Annotated in this window: 18 protein-coding genes; 9 read left to right on the forward strand and 9 right to left on the reverse strand. The window is 59.1% G+C overall.

Going from position 1 to position 21,168, the window contains the following annotated elements:
• Positions 1-16: 16 nt before the first annotated feature.
• The gene (locus AB6729_RS02535) at positions 17-1,660 is read right to left on the reverse strand and encodes an ATP-binding protein (RefSeq protein WP_371079980.1); all 1,644 of its coding nucleotides are present in this window, start codon (positions 1,658-1,660) and stop codon (positions 17-19) included.
• A 159-nt stretch (positions 1,661-1,819) separates the two neighbouring features.
• On the opposite strand from AB6729_RS02535, the gene carA reads away from it, so the two are divergent.
• From carA to carB, 3 genes are all read left to right on the forward strand, one after another.
• Positions 1,820-2,974: a glutamine-hydrolyzing carbamoyl-phosphate synthase small subunit gene (gene carA, locus AB6729_RS02540; protein WP_371079981.1), complete on the forward strand. Its 1,155-nt coding sequence runs from the start codon at positions 1,820-1,822 to the stop codon at positions 2,972-2,974.
• Between the two features lie 179 nt (positions 2,975-3,153).
• Entirely contained in the window at positions 3,154-3,654 is a 501-nt protein-coding gene (locus AB6729_RS02545; RefSeq protein WP_371079982.1) for a transposase, read from the forward strand.
• A 9-nt stretch (positions 3,655-3,663) separates the two neighbouring features.
• Positions 3,664-6,942, forward strand: a complete 3,279-nt coding sequence (gene carB, locus AB6729_RS02550; protein WP_371079983.1) for a carbamoyl-phosphate synthase large subunit — start codon at positions 3,664-3,666, stop codon at positions 6,940-6,942.
• A 68-nt stretch (positions 6,943-7,010) separates the two neighbouring features.
• On the opposite strand, the gene AB6729_RS02555 is transcribed toward carB, so the two are convergent.
• Positions 7,011-7,496 carry a hypothetical protein gene (locus tag AB6729_RS02555; protein ID WP_371079984.1) on the reverse strand — a complete coding sequence of 162 codons (486 nt, stop codon included), beginning with the start codon at positions 7,494-7,496 and terminating at the stop codon, positions 7,011-7,013.
• Between the two features lie 89 nt (positions 7,497-7,585).
• On the opposite strand from AB6729_RS02555, the gene AB6729_RS02560 reads away from it, so the two are divergent.
• Positions 7,586-8,653 carry a dihydrodipicolinate synthase family protein gene (locus AB6729_RS02560; RefSeq protein ID WP_371079985.1) on the forward strand — a complete coding sequence of 356 codons (1,068 nt, stop codon included), beginning with the start codon at positions 7,586-7,588 and terminating at the stop codon, positions 8,651-8,653.
• 20 nt (positions 8,654-8,673) lie between these two features.
• Here the strand turns inward: AB6729_RS02560 and AB6729_RS02565 are convergent, their stop codons facing one another.
• The 6 genes from AB6729_RS02565 to AB6729_RS02590 all read right to left on the reverse strand — a co-directional run bounded on the left by AB6729_RS02565 (position 8,674) and on the right by AB6729_RS02590 (position 13,981).
• Complete coding sequence (locus tag AB6729_RS02565; RefSeq protein ID WP_371079986.1) at positions 8,674-9,630, reverse strand: tetratricopeptide repeat protein; 957 nt, start codon at positions 9,628-9,630, stop codon at positions 8,674-8,676.
• 93 nt (positions 9,631-9,723) lie between these two features.
• Entirely contained in the window at positions 9,724-10,479 is a 756-nt protein-coding gene (locus tag AB6729_RS02570) for an OmpA family protein (RefSeq protein WP_371079987.1), read from the reverse strand.
• Positions 10,480-10,516: 37 nt separating this feature from the next.
• The gene (locus tag AB6729_RS02575; RefSeq protein WP_371079988.1) at positions 10,517-11,854 is read right to left on the reverse strand and encodes a translocation protein TolB; all 1,338 of its coding nucleotides are present in this window, start codon (positions 11,852-11,854) and stop codon (positions 10,517-10,519) included.
• 105 nt (positions 11,855-11,959) lie between these two features.
• Positions 11,960-12,739, reverse strand: a complete 780-nt coding sequence (locus AB6729_RS02580) for a TonB family protein (RefSeq protein ID WP_371079989.1) — start codon at positions 12,737-12,739, stop codon at positions 11,960-11,962.
• Between the two features lie 30 nt (positions 12,740-12,769).
• The gene (locus AB6729_RS02585; RefSeq protein WP_371079990.1) at positions 12,770-13,177 is read right to left on the reverse strand and encodes an ExbD/TolR family protein; all 408 of its coding nucleotides are present in this window, start codon (positions 13,175-13,177) and stop codon (positions 12,770-12,772) included.
• A gap of 21 nt (positions 13,178-13,198) precedes the next feature.
• Positions 13,199-13,981: a MotA/TolQ/ExbB proton channel family protein gene (locus AB6729_RS02590; RefSeq protein ID WP_371079991.1), complete on the reverse strand. Its 783-nt coding sequence runs from the start codon at positions 13,979-13,981 to the stop codon at positions 13,199-13,201.
• Between the two features lie 253 nt (positions 13,982-14,234).
• Here AB6729_RS02590 and recN point away from each other — a divergent pair, with 253 nt between their 5' ends.
• Positions 14,235-16,007 (forward strand): DNA repair protein RecN, encoded by a 1,773-nt coding sequence (gene recN, locus AB6729_RS02595; RefSeq protein ID WP_371079992.1) that lies wholly within the window; start codon positions 14,235-14,237, stop codon positions 16,005-16,007.
• Positions 16,008-16,033: 26 nt separating this feature from the next.
• Here the strand turns inward: recN and AB6729_RS02600 are convergent, their stop codons facing one another.
• On the reverse strand, positions 16,034-16,249 hold the full coding sequence (locus AB6729_RS02600; RefSeq protein WP_371079993.1) for a hypothetical protein: 216 nt from the start codon (positions 16,247-16,249) through the stop codon (positions 16,034-16,036).
• Positions 16,250-16,378: 129 nt separating this feature from the next.
• Here AB6729_RS02600 and AB6729_RS02605 point away from each other — a divergent pair, with 129 nt between their 5' ends.
• The 4 genes from AB6729_RS02605 (at position 16,379) to AB6729_RS02620 (ending at position 21,167) form a co-directional block, all read left to right on the forward strand.
• Positions 16,379-17,389 (forward strand): 4-hydroxy-3-methylbut-2-enyl diphosphate reductase, encoded by a 1,011-nt coding sequence (locus AB6729_RS02605; RefSeq protein ID WP_371079994.1) that lies wholly within the window; start codon positions 16,379-16,381, stop codon positions 17,387-17,389.
• An 81-nt stretch (positions 17,390-17,470) separates the two neighbouring features.
• On the forward strand, positions 17,471-19,504 hold the full coding sequence (shc, locus tag AB6729_RS02610; protein ID WP_371079995.1) for a squalene--hopene cyclase: 2,034 nt from the start codon (positions 17,471-17,473) through the stop codon (positions 19,502-19,504).
• 56 nt (positions 19,505-19,560) lie between these two features.
• Positions 19,561-20,712, forward strand: a complete 1,152-nt coding sequence (hpnH, locus tag AB6729_RS02615; RefSeq protein WP_371079996.1) for an adenosyl-hopene transferase HpnH — start codon at positions 19,561-19,563, stop codon at positions 20,710-20,712.
• A gap of 2 nt (positions 20,713-20,714) precedes the next feature.
• Complete coding sequence (locus AB6729_RS02620) at positions 20,715-21,167, forward strand: hypothetical protein (RefSeq protein ID WP_371079997.1); 453 nt, start codon at positions 20,715-20,717, stop codon at positions 21,165-21,167.
• The last annotated feature ends 1 nt before the right edge of the window (position 21,168 follow it).

Below are 21,168 nucleotides of genomic sequence, written 5' to 3' on the forward strand. Positions count from 1 at the left end.
GGCAGAAGGAAAAGTCCTACGCCACGGACGATGTGAAGGGAAGGAACAGGCGGAAGACGGTGCCACTCGAACCGGGTTTCTGGCTGCTCCGCAGCCGCAGCACGGCTTCATGCCGATCGACAATCTCCTTGCTCACCCACAGGCCCAGCCCGTTGCCTTCTTCGCCCTTCGTGGTGAAGAAGGCATCAAAGAGGCGCTTCTGGACCAGCGGAGCCATCCCGGATCCCGTATCGGCCACCACAATGTAGATGCCTTTACGCTCTTTCCCATCCTGCCCCTCATGGGAGCGCAGGTAGAGCCGTCCTCCGTTGGCCGGCAGAGCATCAATAGCGTTGGTGATCAGATTGGCCAGCACTTGCCGGATCTCTCCGTCCAGACAGCGTATCGGCTGAGCAGCACGCCATCGTTCCTGCAGTTGCACGCCATGCTTGAATAGCCGGCCCTGCAAAACGGAGATCACGCTATCAAACAGCTCCGGAACTGTCACCTGCCGCGGCGCACTGGACTGCTTGTAAAAACGCAGTGTCTGCGCGCTGATCACGGAGACACGTGAGAGCTCCTGTTCGGCAATCTGAAGATATTGCTGAATCTCTGTGATCGTATCGCTGCGTTGCGCCAGGTAAAGCAGGTTGGTAATGGACTCCAGCGGATTGTTGATCTCGTGTGCGATGGAGGCTGCGAGTCTGCCTACCGCGGCCAGCTTCTCGTTTTCCAGCAATGCCAGTTCCGCCTGCCGCCTTTCATGAATGTCGACGTTTATGCCGATCATGCGGAGTGGTGTGCCGTCGTAGGCATAGATAAAGCGGGCCTGTCCATGCAGCCATCGTTGTGTGCCATCGGGCAGGCAGGCGCGAAAATCATAGCCAAAATCCCTCTGCCGCTCTTGCATGGCGGCGTTGATCTCACTTGTTACCCGTTCGGCATCTTCCGGCACAATGCGCTGGGACCAGTGAATCAGACGGCCTTCAAATGTTCCTGTAGGCACACCATACAGAGCCTCCAGTTGAGGCGACCACGTAATGCGATCGTCCTGGATGCTCCAGTCGAAAACACCTGCGTGCCCGGCCTCCAGGGCCATGTTCAGCACCTCACGGGCTTCAACCGCCTGCTTGTCCGCGCGGATGCGGATGATCGACTCCCACACACGATTGGCAACCGTCTGTAGCAGCGCAATTTCATCCGCGGTCCAGACGCGTGGCTGCTTGCAGTGCACGGCCATAGCCGCTGTCAGCACGCCGCTGCGCTTGACGGAAACGCAGATCACCGAACGAATTTCCGGGATGCGGAAGTTCTCGAGCACGGCTTGCGTGCTCCATTCTTCTTCCGAGTCGTAGACCACGTAGGGGTCGCCCGCGCGCATGCATCGCAGGCATTCCAGCGAAAAATCGTGGAAGGCATAGCGACCCACCATCGACTCCACATCGTTCAGATAGTTGCCGGTCAGGTTAAAGGTGTCTTCGTCTTCCTCCACATCGGCAAAGGCACAGCGATTCACCCTCAGGAACTCGCCCAGCAGAGTGGCGGCGCGCAGCACGATCTCCTCTGGCGAGAGTAGTCGGCGTGCGGCCTCGTCAATCTCCGCCAGCAGGCGCACGCGGTCCAGCAGATGGCTATGTTGCGAGTCGTCGGTCAGCGACGACGAAATCGGGCGAATAGGCATTGTTCAGAGAGTTTCTTTTCAACCAGGTTGAATTTATTGAGATGCAGGACTGCCCTTGCCAGATGTGCGGCAGCCCTTCTACGGCAAAAGAACGGGGCGGGTTGGGTTCTGACGCCAAAGACTGTTAGAATCGATTGAATCCACTCCTTTGGAGAGGCAATGCAAGCCATTTTAGCGCTCGAAGACGGGCGCATCTTCCGCGGAAAAGGCTTCGGCGCCCCAGCCGAACGCATCGGGGAAGTCGTTTTCAATACTGCATTGACCGGTTACCAGGAGATCTTTACCGATCCCTCCTACGCCGGGCAGATTGTCGTTCTCACCAATCCACAAATCGGAAACTACGGCACCACGCCGAGCGACGATGAAAGCACCAAACCGTACATTGAAGGTCTCGTCGTACGTGAGTTCTCGCCGGTGTCATCCAACTGGCGCTCCACGCAGGTCACAGACGAGTACCTGGAAAAGAACAGCGTGCCCGTCATTGCCGATGTGGATACACGCGCCATCGTTCGTCATCTCCGTGCCAACGGCGTGATGCGTGGCGTGATCGCCACCTTTGCGAAGGATGCGGTCATCGACACGGACGCTCTGGTAATAAAGGCGCGTTCCATCCCCAGGATGGACGGCACAGACCTTGCCAGCAAAGTCACCACGAAGCAGACCTACGAATGGTCCGCCGAGACGGAGCGCAACGAAACCGGTGATAAGTTTCTGCCGGCGTCGATTGATCCTGCGTCGAAGCAGATGCATGTGGTCGCGTATGACTTCGGCATCAAGCAGAACATCCTGCGTATGCTGGCTCGCGAAAACTGCCGTATCACGGTGGTTCCCGCCACCACGCCCGCAAGCGATGTGCTCGCGCTGAATCCGGATGGAGTCTTCTTCTCCAACGGCCCCGGTGATCCGGAGCCTCTGGAGTACGCGCAGAAGAACGTGCAGGAGCTGGCAGGGAAGACGCCGATGTTTGGCATCTGCCTTGGTCACCAGATTTTCGGCATCGCGCTCGGCGGCAAGACCTACAAGCTGAAGTTCGGTCACCACGGCGCGAACCATCCCATCAAGAACCTGGAAACGGGCAAGGTGGAGATCACGTCGCAGAACCACAACTTCGCTGTCGATCCGGAATCGCTGGACGGCGGCAAAGTGGCTATCACACACGTAAACCTGAACGACCAGACCGTGGCGGGCCTGAAGCACAAGGAACACCCCATGTTCAGCGTGCAGTACCACCCCGAAGCCAGCCCCGGGCCACACGATTCGCACTACCTGTTCAAGGACTTCCGGAAGTTGATGGAAGACTGGAATAGGAAATAGAAAATACTCTTCGAGTGGATGAGATGGCTTCATAGCTCGCACGGAGAGAATGCTTTGAAGGGGCCCGGCTTTAGCCGGGCCATCTATCGAGCAAAACTATCAAGGGGCTTTAGCCCCGGAGGGGAGTAGGAGTGAAGCCGAAGAGAGAGCCTGCACGCAACAACCAGCAGACTTACTTCGTGTCGTTTCAAACGGCAGAGCGCATTCCTCTTTTCCGAAATGAACGATGGTTCTTCCTTCTGCTCAACACGCTCCAGCGTTATAGCGATGAGTTTTTACTCCATGATTACGTGATCATGGAAGACCATGTTCATCTCCTGCTTACTCCGGCAGGCCCATTAGAGCGCACGCTGCAACTGATCAAAGGCGGCTTTTCCTTTCAGGCAAAGCGGCAGTTCCAGTGGAAGGCCGATATCTGGCAGCGCGGCTTTACGGATCATCGCATCCGTGATGATCAGGATTACGAAACGCATCTTCGCTATATCCGCCAGAACTTGAATTCACTGCGGGAAGCGTTGAGAACGCAGCGAGGGCGATCACGCGATTCTTCCGCGTTCGCTTTGTCGCCGATGCCTCAGCGGCTAAAGCCGCTTATGAATGATTCGGAGGATGGCCCGGCTGAAGCCGGGCCCCTTCAAAGCTCATTGTCGCCGGTATATCCGGCGCAAAACAGTTTGTAAGGAAGATAGATGCCACGCAGAAATGACATCGCAAAGATTCTGGTGATCGGCTCCGGGCCGATCGTCATCGGCCAGTCTGCCGAGTTCGATTACTCCGGCACGCAGGCCTGCAAGGCCCTCAAGGCAGAGGGCTACGAAGTGGTGCTGATCAACAGCAACCCGGCGTCGATCATGACCGACCCCGAAGTGGCTGATCGCACCTACGTGGAGCCGCTGACACCGAAGTACCTGGAAGAGATCCTCCGCGTCGAAAGCGATCTGCTGAAGGAAAGCGGCAAGCCTGGCGTGTTCGCTGTTCTGCCCACCGTGGGTGGACAGACGGCGCTGAACCTCGCCGTGGATCTTGCTGACGATGGCACGCTCGACAAGTACAACGTGGAACTGATCGGCGCAAAGCTCGACGCCATCAAGAAGGCTGAAGACCGTCTCCTGTTCAAGGACGCGATGAACAAGATCGGCCTCGACATGCCGCAGAGCTCGCTGGTGAACAACCTGCGCGACGGCCTCGACTTCGCCCAGAAGATCGGCTTTCCCTGCGTCATCCGCCCGTCGTTCACGCTGGGCGGATCGGGTGGCGGCATTGCCTACAACCGCGAAGAACTGACGGAAATCCTCTCCCGCGGCCTTGACCTTTCGCCCGTCACCGAATGCCTGCTGGAAGAGAGCGTGCTCGGCTGGAAGGAATACGAACTGGAAGTCGTTCGTGACCTCGCCGACAACGTCATCATCATCTGCTCCATCGAGAACTTCGATCCGATGGGCGTGCACACGGGCGACAGCATTACCGTCGCACCCGCGCAAACGCTGACAGATCGTGAATACCAGCACATGCGCGATGCCGCCATCGCCGTCATTCGTGAGATCGGCGTAGAAACCGGCGGCAGCAACGTGCAGTTCGCGGTGAACCCCGCGAACGGCCGCATGACGGTCATTGAGATGAACCCGCGCGTGTCGCGTTCGTCGGCGCTCGCATCCAAGGCCACCGGCTTCCCGATTGCGAAGATCGCCGCGCGCCTCGCCGTCGGTTACACGCTGGACGAGCTGCAGAACGACATCACCAAGGCCACGCCCGCCTGCTTTGAACCCACCATCGACTACGTCGTGGTGAAGATTCCCAAGTGGCAGTACGAGAAGTTCCCCGGCACGGAAGAGACGCTTGGACCGCAGATGAAGTCTGTCGGCGAAGTCATGGCCATCGGTCGCACCTTCAAGGAAGCCTTGATGAAGGCGATCCGATCGCTGGAGACGGGCAAGAAGGCATCCGCATCCGACATCGAACCGCGCCGCCTCACGCAGCGCCTCGTCACCCCACACCCTGAGCGTCTGCGCTACATCCTGTACGCGTTTGAGCGCGGCATGACCGTGCGTGAAGTCGCGCGCCTCACCACGATGGACCCGTGGTTCCTGTATCAGGTGAAGCAGATCACGGATGAGATCCGCGGCCTGCAGGGCAAGACTCTGGACAGCCTCGACGCCAACCAGCTTCGCGACGCCAAGCGCATGGGCATCAGCGATGACCTCATCGCAACGGCACTCAGCCTCGATGGCAAGGACGCATCGCAGCAGGTTGCCGCAGCACGCGAGAAGCACGGCATTCAGCCGGTCTACAAGCTCGTCGACACCTGCGCCGCAGAGTTCGAAAGCTTCACGCCGTACTTCTACTCCTGCTACGACGAGGAAGACGAAGCGATCCCAACTTCGAAGAAGAAGATCATCATCCTCGGCAGCGGCCCCAACCGCATCGGTCAGGGCATCGAGTTCGATTACTGCTGCTGTCACGCATCGTTCGCGCTGCGTGAAGACGGGTACGAGACCATCATGGTCAACTGCAATCCGGAAACCGTCTCCACGGATTACGACACCAGCGACCGCCTCTACTTCGAACCGTTAACCTTCGAAGACGTGCTCGCGGTGTACAACCACGAAGCTTCAGGTGGTGCGGAGATCGGCATGATCGTGCAGTTCGGCGGCCAGACACCGTTGAACCTGTCGCTGCCCTTGAAGGCTGCAGGTGTGCCCATCATCGGTACCTCGCCGGAATCGATCGAACTTGCAGAAGACCGCAAGCGATTCCAGAAGCTCATCGAAGACCTGAAGATTCCGCAACCCGCAGGCGTCATCGCCACCAGCATCGAAGAAGCTCTTGCGGGTGCGAACAAGGTTGGTTATCCGGTGCTTGTGCGCCCCAGCTTCGTGCTCGGTGGCCGCGCCATGGTCATCGCGTATGACGATGAATCCATCGTGCGCTACATGAACACAGCCATCGAATACTCGCAGGAGCGTCCGGTCCTCATCGACCACTTCCTCGAAGACGCTACAGAGGTGGACGTGGACGCGCTCTGCGACGGCAAGGACGTCATCATCGCCGGCATCATGCAGCACATCGAAGAAGCCGGCATCCACTCCGGCGATTCGTCCTGCGTCCTGCCTTCGGTCGATCTCAGCGCCGACGTGCTCGATCAGATTCGTAAGTACACGCGCCAGCTTGCACTCTCGCTGAACGTCATCGGTCTCGTGAACATCCAGTTCGCCATCCAGCATGGCAAGGTCTACGTCATCGAAGTGAATCCGCGCGCATCGCGTACCGTGCCGTACGTTTCGAAGGCAACAGGCCTGCCGCTGGCAAAGATCGCATCGCGCCTCATGACGGGCCGCACGCTGGCAGAGCTGCTGCCAGAGCAGCTCGCATCCGGCAAGGACCTCGGCACCGGCAACCACTACTTCGTGAAGTCGCCGGTCTTCCCCTGGGGTAAGTTCCAGGGTGTCGATCCGGTCCTCGGACCCGAAATGCGCTCCACCGGCGAAGTCATGGGTGTAGCCGAAACCTTCGGCGAAGCCTTTGCCAAGGCGCAGATCGCGGCAGGCCAGAACCTGCCCACCAGGGGAACGGCCTTCCTTAGCGTCAACGACCACGACAAGGCCAACGTTGTTCCGCTCGCCAAGCAGTTCGTGGAGATGGGCTTCCACCTCGTCGCCACGCACGGCACGGCAGACATCCTCAGCGATGCAGGTCTGACGGTGGAACGCGTCCACAAGGTGAAGGAAGGGCGTCCCAACGTCGTCGACTTCATCAAGGGCGATCGCATCCAGCTCATCATCAACACGCCACGCGGCCAGGACAGCATCTTTGACGAGAAGGCAATCCGCCGTGCGGCCGTAACCGCCCGCATTCCTTCCATCACCACGCTTGCCGCGGCAAGTGCAGCAGCAGAGGGCATCGCGGCGCTGCAGCGGGGCCAGACCAGCGTGTACACGCTGCAGGAACTGCACGCCTCGCGCACAGTCTAAGGACTACCGAAACAAACACAAAGGGCCTCCGCAATGCAGCGGAGGCCCTTTGTTCATAACGAAAACTGTTATTCAGAGAGATTGCGTGCAATCTTCGCGCCGATGGAATACCCGATCATCGACAGCGGAATCCACGTTCCGATCAGGATGCCATCGCCGCCCAGCAGACCGCTGTTCAACTCAATGCTGAAGAACGTGCGCCACAGCTTGTCCACGGCGCCACAGCCGTTGCACAGGCCATTTCCGGTGGGCAGGTCCAGTGTGTACACGCACACCACCAGGAAAAACAGCAGCCCGGAGATCCAAACGTGTGACGCGACCGTTCCTGGCACCATGCGGCCCACGACAAAGCCTGCACCCATCGGAATGATCAGCGCCAGTGCGGTGCAGACGATCTTGGGCAACGACGAGTCCTGATCGACGTGCATCACCCAGAACACGGCAATAATGACCACCAGGACCAGAACCGCCAGCAGTGTATGCAACACAAACCAGCCCGCCTCGCGCGCCAGGTCGCCAGTAGATTTGTTTCCCCGAATCTCAACTGATTCCATTGCCTCTCTACGTTAGCTTTTCCTGCGGCTATTGCAAAGAGCCGATTGGAATTTCCTTCCGCAGGCATCGTTGGCGATACCATGAAGACATGCTGTTTGAAGGCGTTCACGTTCCGCTCGCAACCCCGTTTTATCCCGATGGCCGGCTCAACCTCCGCAAACTGGAGCACAATGTGCGGCGCTACTCGCTCACGCCCACCAGTGGCCTGATCGCGCTTGGCGCAAATAGCGAAATGGCTTCGCTGTCCTCCGAGGAACGTGTCGAAGTTCTGAAGACAGTGGCCGCGGAAGCAGCCAAAGAAAAGGTGCTGACCGCAGGCATCGGCCTGCCAGGCGTGCGCGAATCGCTGCTGCTGGCCCAGGCCGCCGCAGACGCGCGATTCGATGCCGTCCTGCTTGGCGCCCCGCTGGAATATCGTCATCTGCTCTGGAACGCCACGGAACCCACCGCAGCATGCCTTACCTACTTCGAAGCCATCGCAGACGGCTCTCCGCTGCCGGTGGTGCTGTATTCCGATGCGGACAGCGCACCGCTGCCCCTGGCATTGATCGCACGGCTCGCAACGCATCCCAACGTCATCGGCATCCTTGAGCAATCGACCCACGTAAGCCGCGTCGTGCAGGTGCGCGAAGCAACGGTTGCCGTAAAGCACACGGCCACCACCACCATCACCTTCACCGCCGCAACGGGCCGGATGCTGGCCGTGGAGCAGCTTGCCACGGTGGTTGCAGGCACCTTCGTCAGCGCGTCCTCACTCAGCGGCGGCACCGCTGTGGCCACTGCACCGCCAGTACCCGCTTTGAAGACCCGCACGAAAGAAGTGGGCTTCCAGATCATATGGGGCAGCACTGCCGACGCGGCAGAGGCCCTGCGTGCAGGCGTTGGCTCACTCGCCATGCCGCTGGCTGCATCCGTTCCTCAGGCCGCATTTGAAGTGTGGGCCGCATGGAAAGATGGCGATCCGAAACTCCTCGCAGAAAAGCAGGGAAGACTGGCACGCGCAGAACAGGGAATTCTGTCGTGGGACACGCCTTCCATCAAGGCAGCAAGCGAACTCTCCGGCTACTTCGGTGGCCGTCCGCGACTGCCGCTTCTGTCCGTAACGGCAAACCGCGCAGAAGAGATTGCGTCTCTCCTGCGCGGCATGAATTCCTGAATCTGCGACTTCCGCGGAGCTTACCGGTTCCGCGGAACCACCGTCACTCCCAGCGCATTCAGCTTGCTGCGCGCGGCAGTGGCCTCCTGCGTGTTGGGATAGCGCTGGATCAGCGAACGCAGCTCGCGCACACCCGCATCCGTCTGCTTCAGCGCCAGCAGCGATTCGCCCTTGCGAAGCTGCGAAACGGCCGTCTTCGGGTTGCCCGGATACTGCTCCGCCACCTTGTCGTAGTTCTTCGCGGCTGCGGAGAAGCGTCCTGCCTTGTAATCAATCTCGCCCAGGTAGAAGTACGCATTGCCCGCCAGATTTGAGTCGGGATAGTACTTGATCACATCGTTAAACTCCGCAGAAGCCAGCGTGTACTTCGCACCGTTGTAATCGCTGAAGGCCGTGCGATACAGATCTTCCACCGGCGGCGCAGAGGGGGCTGTGGGCAGCGCAGGTGCTGCGGGAATAGCCGCAGAGGGCTTGCCATTCCGTACGATCGGCGCAGGTGCATTGCCGCTGGAAGGTGTATCGGTCGTCATCGGCGCTCCACCGCCGGCGACTCCACCCGAATCCATCTTCGAGCTGATGCTCTGTTGCTGGCTCTGCACATCGCCAATGTTTTTCTCAATGCGGCCAAGCCGGGCCTTCAACTCATCCAGCGAGTCGTTCAGCGACTGCATCTGCCCGGAGAGCTGTTCCACGTTCTTGCCGGTGCCCTCGCTTTGTGCGCGCATCTGCCGCTGCACGCCGTCCATGTTCTGCGCCATCTTGTTCACGGCGTCGGTTGTCTGCTGAATCAGGTCTTTCATCACGCCCATGCGTTCGTCGTTGGACTGTTGCAGGCGGGCAATGGCGTCCTGCAGCGCGCGGACCTGCGTCTGCAACTCCACCATCTCCTTGTTGGCAGCAAAGGCGGGAGTCGGGGCAGTGAACAGGACAGCGGCAAGTGCAAGCGTAGCGGGCACAATGCGAAGTGTGCGGTGCATGGGGCGGTTCCTCCACGTAAGAGAACGCATGGCGGATGAGTAGGAACCCGCCATGCGTTCGTGCGTTACCAGATTAAGGGAAATTGCAGTTGTTTACCGGTCGATGTTGAACTGCGCACGGCGATTCTGCTGCCAGCACGATTCATTCTGTTCCGTGCAGAACTGCTTTTCCTTGCCGTAGGAGATCACGCGGATGCGGCTTGCGGACACGCCGGCGTTTACCAGCGCGGTCTTTGCGGCGTTCGCACGGTTCTCACCCAGCGCCAGGTTGTACTCAGCCGAACCACGCTCATCGCAGTAGCCGCCGATCAGCAGCTTGATATTCGGATGCTGATTCAGGTACGTGGAAGCCTGCTGAGCCGAGGTGTGGCCTGTGGGATTCAGGTCGTAGCTGTCGTAGTCGAAGAAGATATCCGGCACAGCAGCATGGAACGTTGCATCATCCGGCAGATTCGACGACGTACCTGTGTCGGCGGGCGGCGCGGGTACACGCACGGTCACGCGGAAATTCGCTTCCGCCGTGCCACCATCCCCCGTTGCCACCAGGTGGAAGTTCGTCGAGTTCGACGGCGTCACATTGGTTGTTCCGTTCAGATTTACCGGTCCTACACCGTCAATCGAAACCGACGTCGCGTTCGATGTGTGCCACGTCAGAACCACAGACTGGCCCAGGTCGATCGTCGCAGGCTCTGCGGTCAGCGTCGCGGTGGGCGCGGCTGCGGGAGCGGCTGGCGGTGCGGTATACGGCGGCGGCGCACTCTGTTTCTTATGGCAACCTGCCAGCAGCAGCATGGCGGCCATTGCAGTCGTCACGATTGATTTGGTGCGGGTTGTTTGCAATCTCATCATCTCTCCTCAAATTCGTTGATCGGCAGAAAAAAGAACTTCAGCGAAAACTCCAATTGGGCATGTCACTTCCGGTGCCTGCAAGTTTGTGCTTCGCAGTACCGTCGGCCAGCATGGTCCAAACTTCTGCGCGTGCGCCGGAGCCCACGGCAAAAACGATGTGGCGGCCATCCGGCGACCACGAGGGGAAGTCGCAGCGGCCTATGCCATTCGTGAGCTGGATCCAGCGCTTGCTGGCAATCTCCATCACGTAAATGTCTTGTCCTCCTGGCGCGCCCGGACCGTACTTGCGATCCCATGCGAAGGCCAGGAACTGTCCATTGGGAGACCACGAAACAGACGTGGCATACCCGCCATCGGTCATGCGCTGCAGCCCAGCGCCGTCCGCGTCCATGATATACACCTGCGGCAATCCGCTGCGACCGCTGATAAACGCAATCTGCGATCCCGTCTTCGGATTCCACGTCGGCGAAACATCGGGACCACGTGAGTTCGTGATGCGCCTGGCACCGTTTCCGTTGGCATCGGTGCTGTAAATTTCAGGATCGCCGGTGCGTGAAGACGAATACGCAAGCTGTCCATTCGACGACCATGCCGGAGAAAGGTTCGTTCCACCACCGGAAGGGAAGTTGATCGGACGATTCAGCAGCAGCGAATACATCCGGATCTGAAATCCGTCCTTACCCAGCGAAGAAAACGCAATGCGCGAATTGTCCGGCGAAACACGCGGCGAAATCGAGATGGTTCCCAGATGCGTCACGGCATGCGCATTCGCACCGTCGTAATCCATCGCCCAGATCTCTTTGTTGCCGCCAGCGGCGCGCACAAAATAAATCTTGCTCTCTGCAATGCCGGCAATACCGCCGCCAAGCCGCAGAATGATCTCATCGGCCAGCTTGTGTGCAATGGTGCGCGCACCGTTGTCATCGCCGGGCTCGGTGTACTGCTTGCCCAGCACCTGCGGATACTGCGCATTGTGCGTGTCATCCACATACGCATTCACCACCACGCGATTACCGGACAGACTCAGTGAACCGAAAGCAACATACGCCGCGCTTACCGGTGCTGCGGTCCACTCATCCAGGCGCATTTCCTGCGGCGTGCCCGGCGTGGATTGCGGCTGCAGACTCTTCGACACAAGATCGAACACGCCTGCATTCTGCAGGTCGTTGAACAGCACAGTATCAAAGGTTTGTTTCAGGCTGCCAGCATCGGCGGAACCTGCGCGAAAGTTTGCTGCGGCAATGCGGATGCGGTCTGCACCCGTGTTCGTTCCAGTGAAGACATTATCCTGCGCATGCAGCGCCGCGGAGCTGAATAACACCACTACCGCAGCAGCAGCCATCTTTGCGAGATTCAAACGTGTGCGATTCACCATCGTTGTCCATGGTAGACGTTGCAGCATGAAAACGGTGTGGAGAATGTTCCTTGATGGGTACGGCATTTTCATCCGCAACTCCATGCAACTCATACTGCGTACCGGTTAGTTGTCCTTCGGATCAAAGTAATACTGCACGTTGATGTACGAGCCGGAGTAGCCATCCGGCAGAGGCCCAAAGGTGTCAATGCGTTGCAGCGCGCGCAGAGCACTGGCATCAAGGGTGGTATCACCGCTCGGTTTTGCAATCTGAATGTTCGATGGTGAGCCATCGCGGTTCACGCGAAAACTAATCCACACGCGATGCCCCACAGCGCCGCTGTCCAGCGTCTGCGTGTACCACTGCTGCGCCACCTTCTGCGTCAGTTGTCGCACGTAATACGCATAACGCTCGCCAAACGCGGAGTCCGACACGTTTGTTGCCGATGTGCCCGCACGATTTTCCACCGAGGTCATGGCCATCTTCAGCCCGGCAGTCTCACCGGAAGTCGCTTTATCCGGCTGCTGCTTTGTGGGCTGCGGCTTCTGCGGCGGCACAGGCGCAGGTTTCTCCGCAACCTTGGGCGGAGGTGTCTTCTTGTCCGGTTGCTTCACCGGAATTGGAATGTCCGTCGGCTTCGGTGGAGGCTCTGCTGCCGGCGTGGGTGGCGGAGGAGCTTCACTCGGATTCTCGCTCGCCAGCACATTGTCTTCCTTCGGCTGCACGCGCGGAGGCAGCGGCAGGGAATTCACCATCGTCGCCTGCACCGCACCTGTAATGTCAGATTTATCGCCCCACTTCTCTCCGTGATTGCGAAAAACATACCCCGCAGCCAGCACACCGCCAATCACCACGCCATGCAGCACCAGCGACACCACGAAGTTCTGCTTCGTGCGCTCCTGCATCCGGGTTGGCTCCATCGTTACGGGCATCGCTTATTTCTCAATCGGCCGGGTCACAATGCTGATGTTCGTAATCCCCGCCTGCTTCACCGCATCCATCACCGAAGCAAACGCACCAAACGGCACCTTCTGGTCCGCGCGCAGATAGATCACTTTCTTTGACGGATCGCCCTTGCTGCGCAGCAGGCTTGGCAATTCCGCAAGGTTCACGGGCTTGTCCTGCAGATACACGCGTTGTTCATGGTCAATCGTCACCACGGTGCGTTCGTCTGTAAGCTGATTCACCGTGCGCGTCTGTGGGACTGCCACTTCAATACCGCTTTGCAGCACTGGTGCCGTCAGCATGAAGATCAGCAGCAGCACCAGCACCACGTCCACCAGTGGTGTGATGTTGATCTCTGCCAGCGAAGAGCGTGTGCGTCCGCCACTGGAAAATGCCATCGCGTTCTCTCTCCGAAAGCTTTAGTTGGTCTGTGAGATGCGGCGGCGAGGATCGTCCTGCCCCGTCTGCGGCGTGGCAGCAGCGGCATTCTCCAGCGCATTCAAAAGCTCGCGGCCAAAGTCATCCATCCGCGCCGCAAAATCTTTCACACTGGCCGTCAGCTGGTTGTAGCCAACCACCGCCGGAATCGCCACAACCAGACCCGCAGCCGTCGTGATCAGGGCTTCGCTGATACCCGGCGCAACGGCGCGCAATGTCGCAGCACCCTGCGTTCCCAGTCCATGAAATGCATCCACAATGCCCATCACGGTGCCCAGCAATCCGATAAACGGAGCCACAGCCGCAATCGTTGCCAGCCACGTCAACTGCGATTCCAGATCGGTCATCGCCTCGCTGGTCGCAATCTGCGCGGCGCGTTCCACGGCAACAGGATTGCGAGGGAATCCGCGGCCACCGGTCTGCCGCTGATACTCCTCCACAATCTCTGAAAACACATTCACCAGCGGAGAAGGCTTGTACGTCTCCGCAACGGTCGCGATCTCGCTCAAACGTGACGATTTGCGAAAGGCACGCAGAAACTGCTGGCTTTTGGCGCGCGCCCGCCGGAACGAACCCCATTTGGTCAGCATGATGGTCCACGAAACAATCGACAGCACCAGCAGCAGCGCCAGCACCGTCAGCGCCACCGGGCCGCTGTTGTGCAGCATTTCCATCAATGCGGAAGAATTGGCGGCATCGGGTGGTGCAGTTGCCGCGTTGACCGGTGTGCCGTCCTGCAGGAGAAGTGTCAGAAGAAGACTCATAGCTTGCTCGCAGTGTATCGACTCTTGCTGTGGGTGGAAGGTGAGGGAGAATCTTTTCAGGTGCATCTCTGCCGGAAACCGATCGAAAAGATCGCAATAAATCACGATGTTCGTTGCATGTACCGCACGATCTTTGTGTTTTGCTTTGATATCAGGCAGACTCGGGAACTTCTTTTGCCAATGCCTGCCGCAAAGAAATGTAATCCGGCCACCAGCCCATCCGTGCTATTCTCGGCGCGAAGAGAGGGCGAAGATGCTCCTTGAGCTGCGAGCGGAAAATTATGCTGTCATCGACCACGCCGTCGCCACCTTTGGCAGCGGCCTGAACCTGCTCACCGGCGAAACCGGCGCGGGTAAATCCATCCTCGTCGATGCGCTCGCCCTGCTCATGGGCGGTCGCGCTGCCAGCGATGTGGTGCGCCACGGTGCGGACAAGGCCGTCGTCTCCTGCGTCTTCGAAGCCACGGCTGGAGCCGAGGCCATCCTCGAAGCCAACGGCATCGACGTCGAAAGTACGGAAATTCTTCTTCGCCGTGAAGTGAACGCATCTGGCAAAGGGCGCGTCTTCCTCAACAATCAGCCCGCCACCGTCGCCGTTCTCCGCCAGCTCGCCCCGGAACTCGCACTGGTGCACTCGCAGGCGGAAACCATGGGAGCATTCGATCAGTCGCAACAGCGCGGTCTGCTCGATCGTTTTGCCGGTGTGAATACAAACCCAGGACTGGGCAAAGAGCTTGTCATCGATCTGCGCGAACGCCTCAAATCGCACAAGGGGCTCGATGTTGCGCAGGCAGGTGAGAATATCCGCACTGCCTACTCGCTCTGGCGCGGCGCACGTGAAGAACTCGACCGCCTTTCAGCCGATGAGCAGGAGCGTCTGCGCATGGTCGATCTGTGGAGCTTTCAGCGCAGCGAAATCGCCGACGCCAACATCGCATCCGCCGAAGAAGACGATCAACTCGAAGCCGAGAAGCGTGTCCTGTCCAATGCGGAAAAGCTCTACACCGCGGCCATGAACGCGCAGGAAGTTCTCTACGAAAACGAAGCCAGCGCGGAATCCACACTTGCCGCTGCGCAAAAACATCTGGAAGAACTTGCGCGTTACGATCCTTCGTTTACCGAAGCCGCAACCCAGATCGCCAATGCACGCGCCACCATTGCCGATATCAGCGAAACAGCCCGTCATTACGCGGAAAACATCAACGCCTCGCCGGAGCGCCTCGCTGAGATTGAAGATCGCCTCGCCGCGCTGGACCGCCTGAAACGCAAGTACGGCAAGACGCTTGGCGAAGTCGTCGCATACGGCGAAGACGTCTCGGCAAAGCTGAACGAAGTAGAGAATCGCGAAGCTCTCATCGCGGAAGCGAAGAAGACACTCGCGGAATGCGAACACATTTACACCTGCGTCGCGCAGGACCTTACTGAGACACGCACCGCCGCCGCACGCAAGCTGGAAAAACTCGCCGAGCAACAGATCAACGACCTCGCCATGCAGGTTCGCTTCCGGGTCGAAGTCGCGCCGCAGAAGGAGCAGAGCTTCTGGACGGCGGTCGGCTGGGATCATGTGGAATGCCTCATCGCCACTAACACGGGCGAACCCCTGAAGCCGCTCGAAGAAATCGCCTCTGGTGGCGAAATGAGCCGTGTCATGCTCGCACTGAAGGTCTCCGTGGAAGAGGGCGGGGCAGACCGCACCAAACGCCGCATCCCTTTGCCGCGCACGCTCGTCTTCGACGAAATCGACATTGGTATCGGCGGCCGCGCTGCGGAAGCGGTCGGCGCAAAACTGAAGGCGCTTTCAAAGCACCAGCAGGTCCTCTGCGTTACTCACCTGCCGCAGATCGCCGCCTTTGCCGACCAACACTTCCTCGTCGAGAAGTCGGAAAAAGAAGGCCGCACCCGCACCCAGATCCGCCAGATGAAGGACGAGGAACGCACCGGCGAAATCGCACGCATGATCTCCGGAGCCACGGTCACGGAAACCAGCCTGAAGCACGCGGAACAAATGCTGAAAGCCAGCCGCTAATCGCGGCAACCCGGGCATCGGGGAGACTACTCGTAATCATTACGGACTTCACCGCAAGAGGAGATTCCCCCGATGTCCCATGAACCGAAGAAGTGCGCCCATACCCCCTGTAGCTGCACCGTGACAGAAGGCAAATACTGCTCGCGATACTGCGAAGACGCGGCCGCAACCGCGCCTACGACCATCGGTTGCCACTGCCCCCACGCCGGCTGCAGCGGGAAACTATAGATATCTCCGGGCATAAGCTTTCGCTGGACAAAGCACCGATCGCGCCATATCGCGCCAACGGTGCTTTGTCGTAGTTTCGTCAGATTGCACCAGAACAGGTTCAAATCACAGCGTCCGGGGTTACTTCGCGGTATACTTTACGGGTGAGCACTCTGACCCTCGACCCGCCTGTATCCACCGAAAACGAAAGCGCTCAGCAGAAGCGCGTCCTCCTGCTGAAGCCCCGTGGCTTCTGTGCCGGTGTGGTGCGCGCAGTGGACATCGTGAAGATTGCGCTCGATACCTTTGGCGCGCCCATCTATGTGCGCAAGGAAATCGTTCACAACAGCTACGTCGTGGATGATCTGCGTCAGAAGGGTGCCATCTTCGTTAATGAGTTGGACGAAGTGCCTGAGGGCAAGCGTGTCATCTACTCCGCACACGGCGTATCGCCAGCGGTGCGTGAGAGCGCCAAGGAGCGTGGCCTGAAGGTCATTGATGCCACCTGCCCGCTCGTGACAAAGGTTCACGTCGAAGCCATCAAGTTTGCCAAGCAGGGTTATTCTCTCGTCCTCGTTGGCCACCGCGATCACGAAGAGGTGGAAGGCACGCAGGGCGAAGCGCCGGATGTAACCCAGGTCGTCTCTACTGTCGAAGAAGTGGACGCTCTCGTGGTTCCCGACCCGAACAAGGTTGCGTACCTCACGCAGACAACGCTTTCGCTTGACGAAGCGAAGTACATGATTGAGGCGCTGAAAAAGAAGTTCCCGAATATCATTGGGCCGCACGCGCAGGACATCTGCTACGCCACGGAAAATCGCCAGACGGCGGTGAAGAATGTGGCCCACGGTGCTGACCTGGTGCTGGTCGTCGGTTCAAAGAACAGCTCCAACTCCAACCGCCTGGTGGAAGTCTCTGAAAACCTCGGTACCAAGAGCTACCTGATCGACAAGGCCCAGGACATTCAGCCCCAGTGGCTGGAAGGCGTTGAGAAGGTCGCTATTACTGCAGGTGCATCCGCGCCTGAAGTTCTCGTACAGGAAGTGGTCGCTTATCTGCAGAGCATTGGTTATGGCTCGGTCGATGAGGTTGAGGTCATGCCGGAGAACGTTCGTTTCGGCCTGCCGCCGGAAATTGTTCGCGCCATTACTCCGGCGCCATCACCGGCTGCGTAATCGCAGTCGAAGGTATCACGTAGTGCTCTTCGCAGTTGCAGTTAGCAGCATCGCTCGGCACGGGGAATACGTCTAATCAGAATGCAGGATCAGAATTACAGACCGGGAACGTCGGCGGCCACCGAAGCCGGCGCGGCACAGCCACGTTTTGGGCGCATTGATCTTGGCCTGGACCATGTGCGCACTGCTGTCCGCAAGGCTGCGGACTGGCTACTTTCGCAGCAGCAGCCGGATGGCCACTGGTGTGGCGAACTCGAAGCTGATGTCATGCTGGAGGCCGATTACATCTTCATGCATACGCTGCTTGGAACCGGTGATCCCGGCAAAATGCAGCGTGCCGTGAATGAAATCCTTCGCCATCAGAATGAAGATGGCGGATGGAGCGTCTATCCCGGCGGCCCGTCGAACATAAATTACGGCGTCAAGGCATACCACGCGCTGAAGATGATGGGCTGGTCTGCAGATCATCCTGTCATGGTGAAGGCCCGCGAATCGGTGCTGTCGCTGGGCGGCGTGGTGGAATGCAACACCTTCACCAAGATTTATCTCTGCGCCTTCGGCCAATACGACTACGACGCTGTTCCGGCTATTCCGCCGGAGATCGTTCTCTTCCCAAACTGGTTTTACTTCAACATCTACGAGATTTCGGCCTGGTCGCGTGGCATTCTGGTGCCGCTGTCGATCATCTATGCGAAAAAGCCGCTGAAGCTTTTGCAGCCGGAGCAGGGCATCGACGAACTCTTCGTAGGTGGCCGCAAGAACGCTGATCTTCACCTGCGTTGGGATCGCAAGAAGCCTATCTCGTGGCGCAACTTCTTCCTCTTCTGGGATCGCATCGCTCACCTGGCTGAGCGTGTTCACATCCGTCCTTTGCGCAAGCGCGCGCTGAAGAAGGCGGAAGAGTGGATGCTGGAACGCTTCGAAGGTTCCGACGGTCTTGGCGCCATCTATCCCGCCATGCTCAACGCAATCGTTGCCATGCGTCATCTCGGCTATTCGCTGGATGACCCGCAGATGATTCGCGCCATGGACGAGTTTGAAAAGCTCGGCATCGACAAGCCCAATGGCGAACCGGATTACCCCACGCCCACCTTCCGTATGCAGCCCTGCCTCTCACCCGTATGGGATACGGCGCAGGTAGTATCAGCACTGGGCTCGGCGGATGTTTCCCCCACGGACCCACGCATGATTCTTGCGGCGGACTGGCTCTTCAGTAAGGAGAGCCGCCACAAGGGCGACTGGTCGCAAAAGGTAAAGAATGTTGAACCCGGTGGCTGGGCCTTCTTCTACAACAACATTCATTACCCTGATGTGGACGACACGGGCGAAGTTCTCCTCGCGCTGAAGGCAGTCGATCATCCGCACGAACGTCAGCAGCATGAGATCTGCCAGCGTGCCATCAACTGGGTCTTCGGTATGCAGTGCAAGAACGGTGGATGGGCATCCTTTGACCGTGACAACACGAAGATGATCTTCCAGTACGTCCCCTTCGCGGATCACAACGCGATGCTGGATCCACCGACGGTGGACATCACCGGTCGCATTCTGGAGACGCTGGCTGCCTACGGTTACACCCGCCGCGACAAGCGTGTGGAAGCTGCGGTGCAGTTCATCCTGAAGGAACAGGAGTCAGACGGCTCGTGGTTCGGTCGCTGGGGTGTCAACTACCTCTATGGCACCTTCCTCGTATTGCGTGGACTGGAAGCCATCGGCTTCGATCAGAATGAGCCACAGGTGCAGCAGTCTGTCGAATGGGTTCGCTCCGTGCAGAACACGGACGGCGGATGGGGCGAGTGGTGCGCTACGTACGATGATCCGGGAACACGCGGCGTCGGTCCGTCAACCCCCTCGCAGACAGCATGGGCGTTGCTCGCGCTTCTCGCAGGTGGTGACACCCGTTCTGACTCGGTGGCCAAGGGTGTTCGCTGGCTCGTCAATCAGCAGAAGGAAGACGGCACGTGGAGCGAACTTATCCCGGGCCGCAACGGCGAAAGCTACTACACCGGTACAGGATTCCCCCGCGTGTTCTATCTGGGGTACCACCTGTACAAACAGTACTTCCCGCTGCTGGCGCTCACGACCTACGATAAGGCGATGCGCGCTTCCGCAGAATAAATTTGTAATACCAGTTTGTAATGCTGGGGCCGTTTGCCCCGGAGGAACTTAGACCTATGGCAATTCCTGTATCCCAGGCATGGACGGTAGCGACCTACGTCATCAAGCAGAAGCTCGCCGGCCGCAAGCGCTATCCCCTCGTGCTCATGTTGGAGCCACTCTTCCGCTGCAACCTGGCCTGCGCCGGCTGCGGCAAAATCCAGTACCCCGCACACATCCTGAAAGCAGAACTCACCCCTGAGGAATGCTTCAAGGCTGTGGAAGAATGCGGCGTCCCGATGGTGTCCATCCCCGGTGGCGAACCGTTGTTGCACCCGAAGATGCCGGAGATCGTCCAGGGCCTCATCGACCGCAAGAAGTACGTGTACATGTGCACCAACGCGCTCCTGCTCAAGGAGAAGCTGCACCTCTTCAAGCCGTCGAAGTATCTGTCGTTCTCCGTGCACGTCGACGGGGAAAAAGAGCACCACGACTTCGGCGTCTGCCGTGAAGGCGGACACGACATCGCGATGGAAGGCGTCCGTGCGGCAGTGGCTGCGGGCTTCCGTGTCACCACCAACACCACACTCTTCGATGGTGCCGATCCGAACTCCGTGCGCCGCCACTTCGACCAGTTGATGGACGCAGGTGTGGACTCCATGATGATCTCGCCCGGCTACACCTACGACAAGGCGCCGGACCAGAAGCACTTCCTCGGCCGCGCCCGTTCGCGAAAGCTGTTTAACGCGTTGCTGTCGAACCGCAAGAAGCGCTGGCAGTTCAACGCCAACCCCATCTTCCTGGAATTCCTGATGGGCAAGCGCGAACTCACCTGCACCCCGTGGGGCATGCCCACGTTCAGCATCTTCGGCTGGCAGAAGCCCTGCTACCTCCTGCAGGACGGCTACGCTGACACCTTCCAGGAACTGCTGGATGAAGTGGATTGGGCCAACTACGGCACCGAAAGCGGCAACCCGCGCTGCGCCAACTGCATGGTGCACTCCGGCTACGAAGCCTCGGGCGTCAACTACACTTTCGGCTCGCTGAAGGGCCTCATCGCCACGGCGAAGGCCATGTTCGGCGGCACCTACGAAGATGAAAAGGCGTTGAAGGATCTGAACGAGTGGGCGCCCACGAACCACGGGCAGCTCGTGCAGATCGGCTCCGGCATCCTCTCCGCAGAGAGCGAGCGCGTCAACCATTCCGAATCGCTGGTGGCAGGGGACTAAGCATGGCAACAGAACAGCAGGAACACCTGAAGATCGAAGAACTGCAGCAGCTCAACCCTGACCAGATCGAGGTCATGGCAGGCCGCGACCGCGAAAACCTCGAAGGCTGGATCCCGGTTCTCGCCACGGAAGCGGAAGTGAAGGACGCTCTCGAAAAGGCATTCGACTACCGCGGCGATGTCACCCTCACTCTGAAGTCCGGCGAAGTTGTGGAAGGCTATCTCTACGACCGTCGTCACGGCAAGACACTCGACGACTCGCTCGTCCGCATGATGCCGTCCAAGGGCGAAGACCGCTCACGTCGCAGCATCCCGTACAGCGAAATCGCCGCACTGAACTTCAGCGGCCGCGATACCGCCGCCGGCAAGACCTTTGACGCCTGGGTCAAGAAGTACTGGGAAAAGAAGGCCGCAGGCGAAACGAACATCCAGATCGAACCCGAAAAACTGGACTAAT

Source organism: Terriglobus sp. RCC_193 (genome assembly GCF_041355105.1).
Lineage (GTDB): Bacteria > Acidobacteriota > Terriglobia > Terriglobales > Acidobacteriaceae > Terriglobus.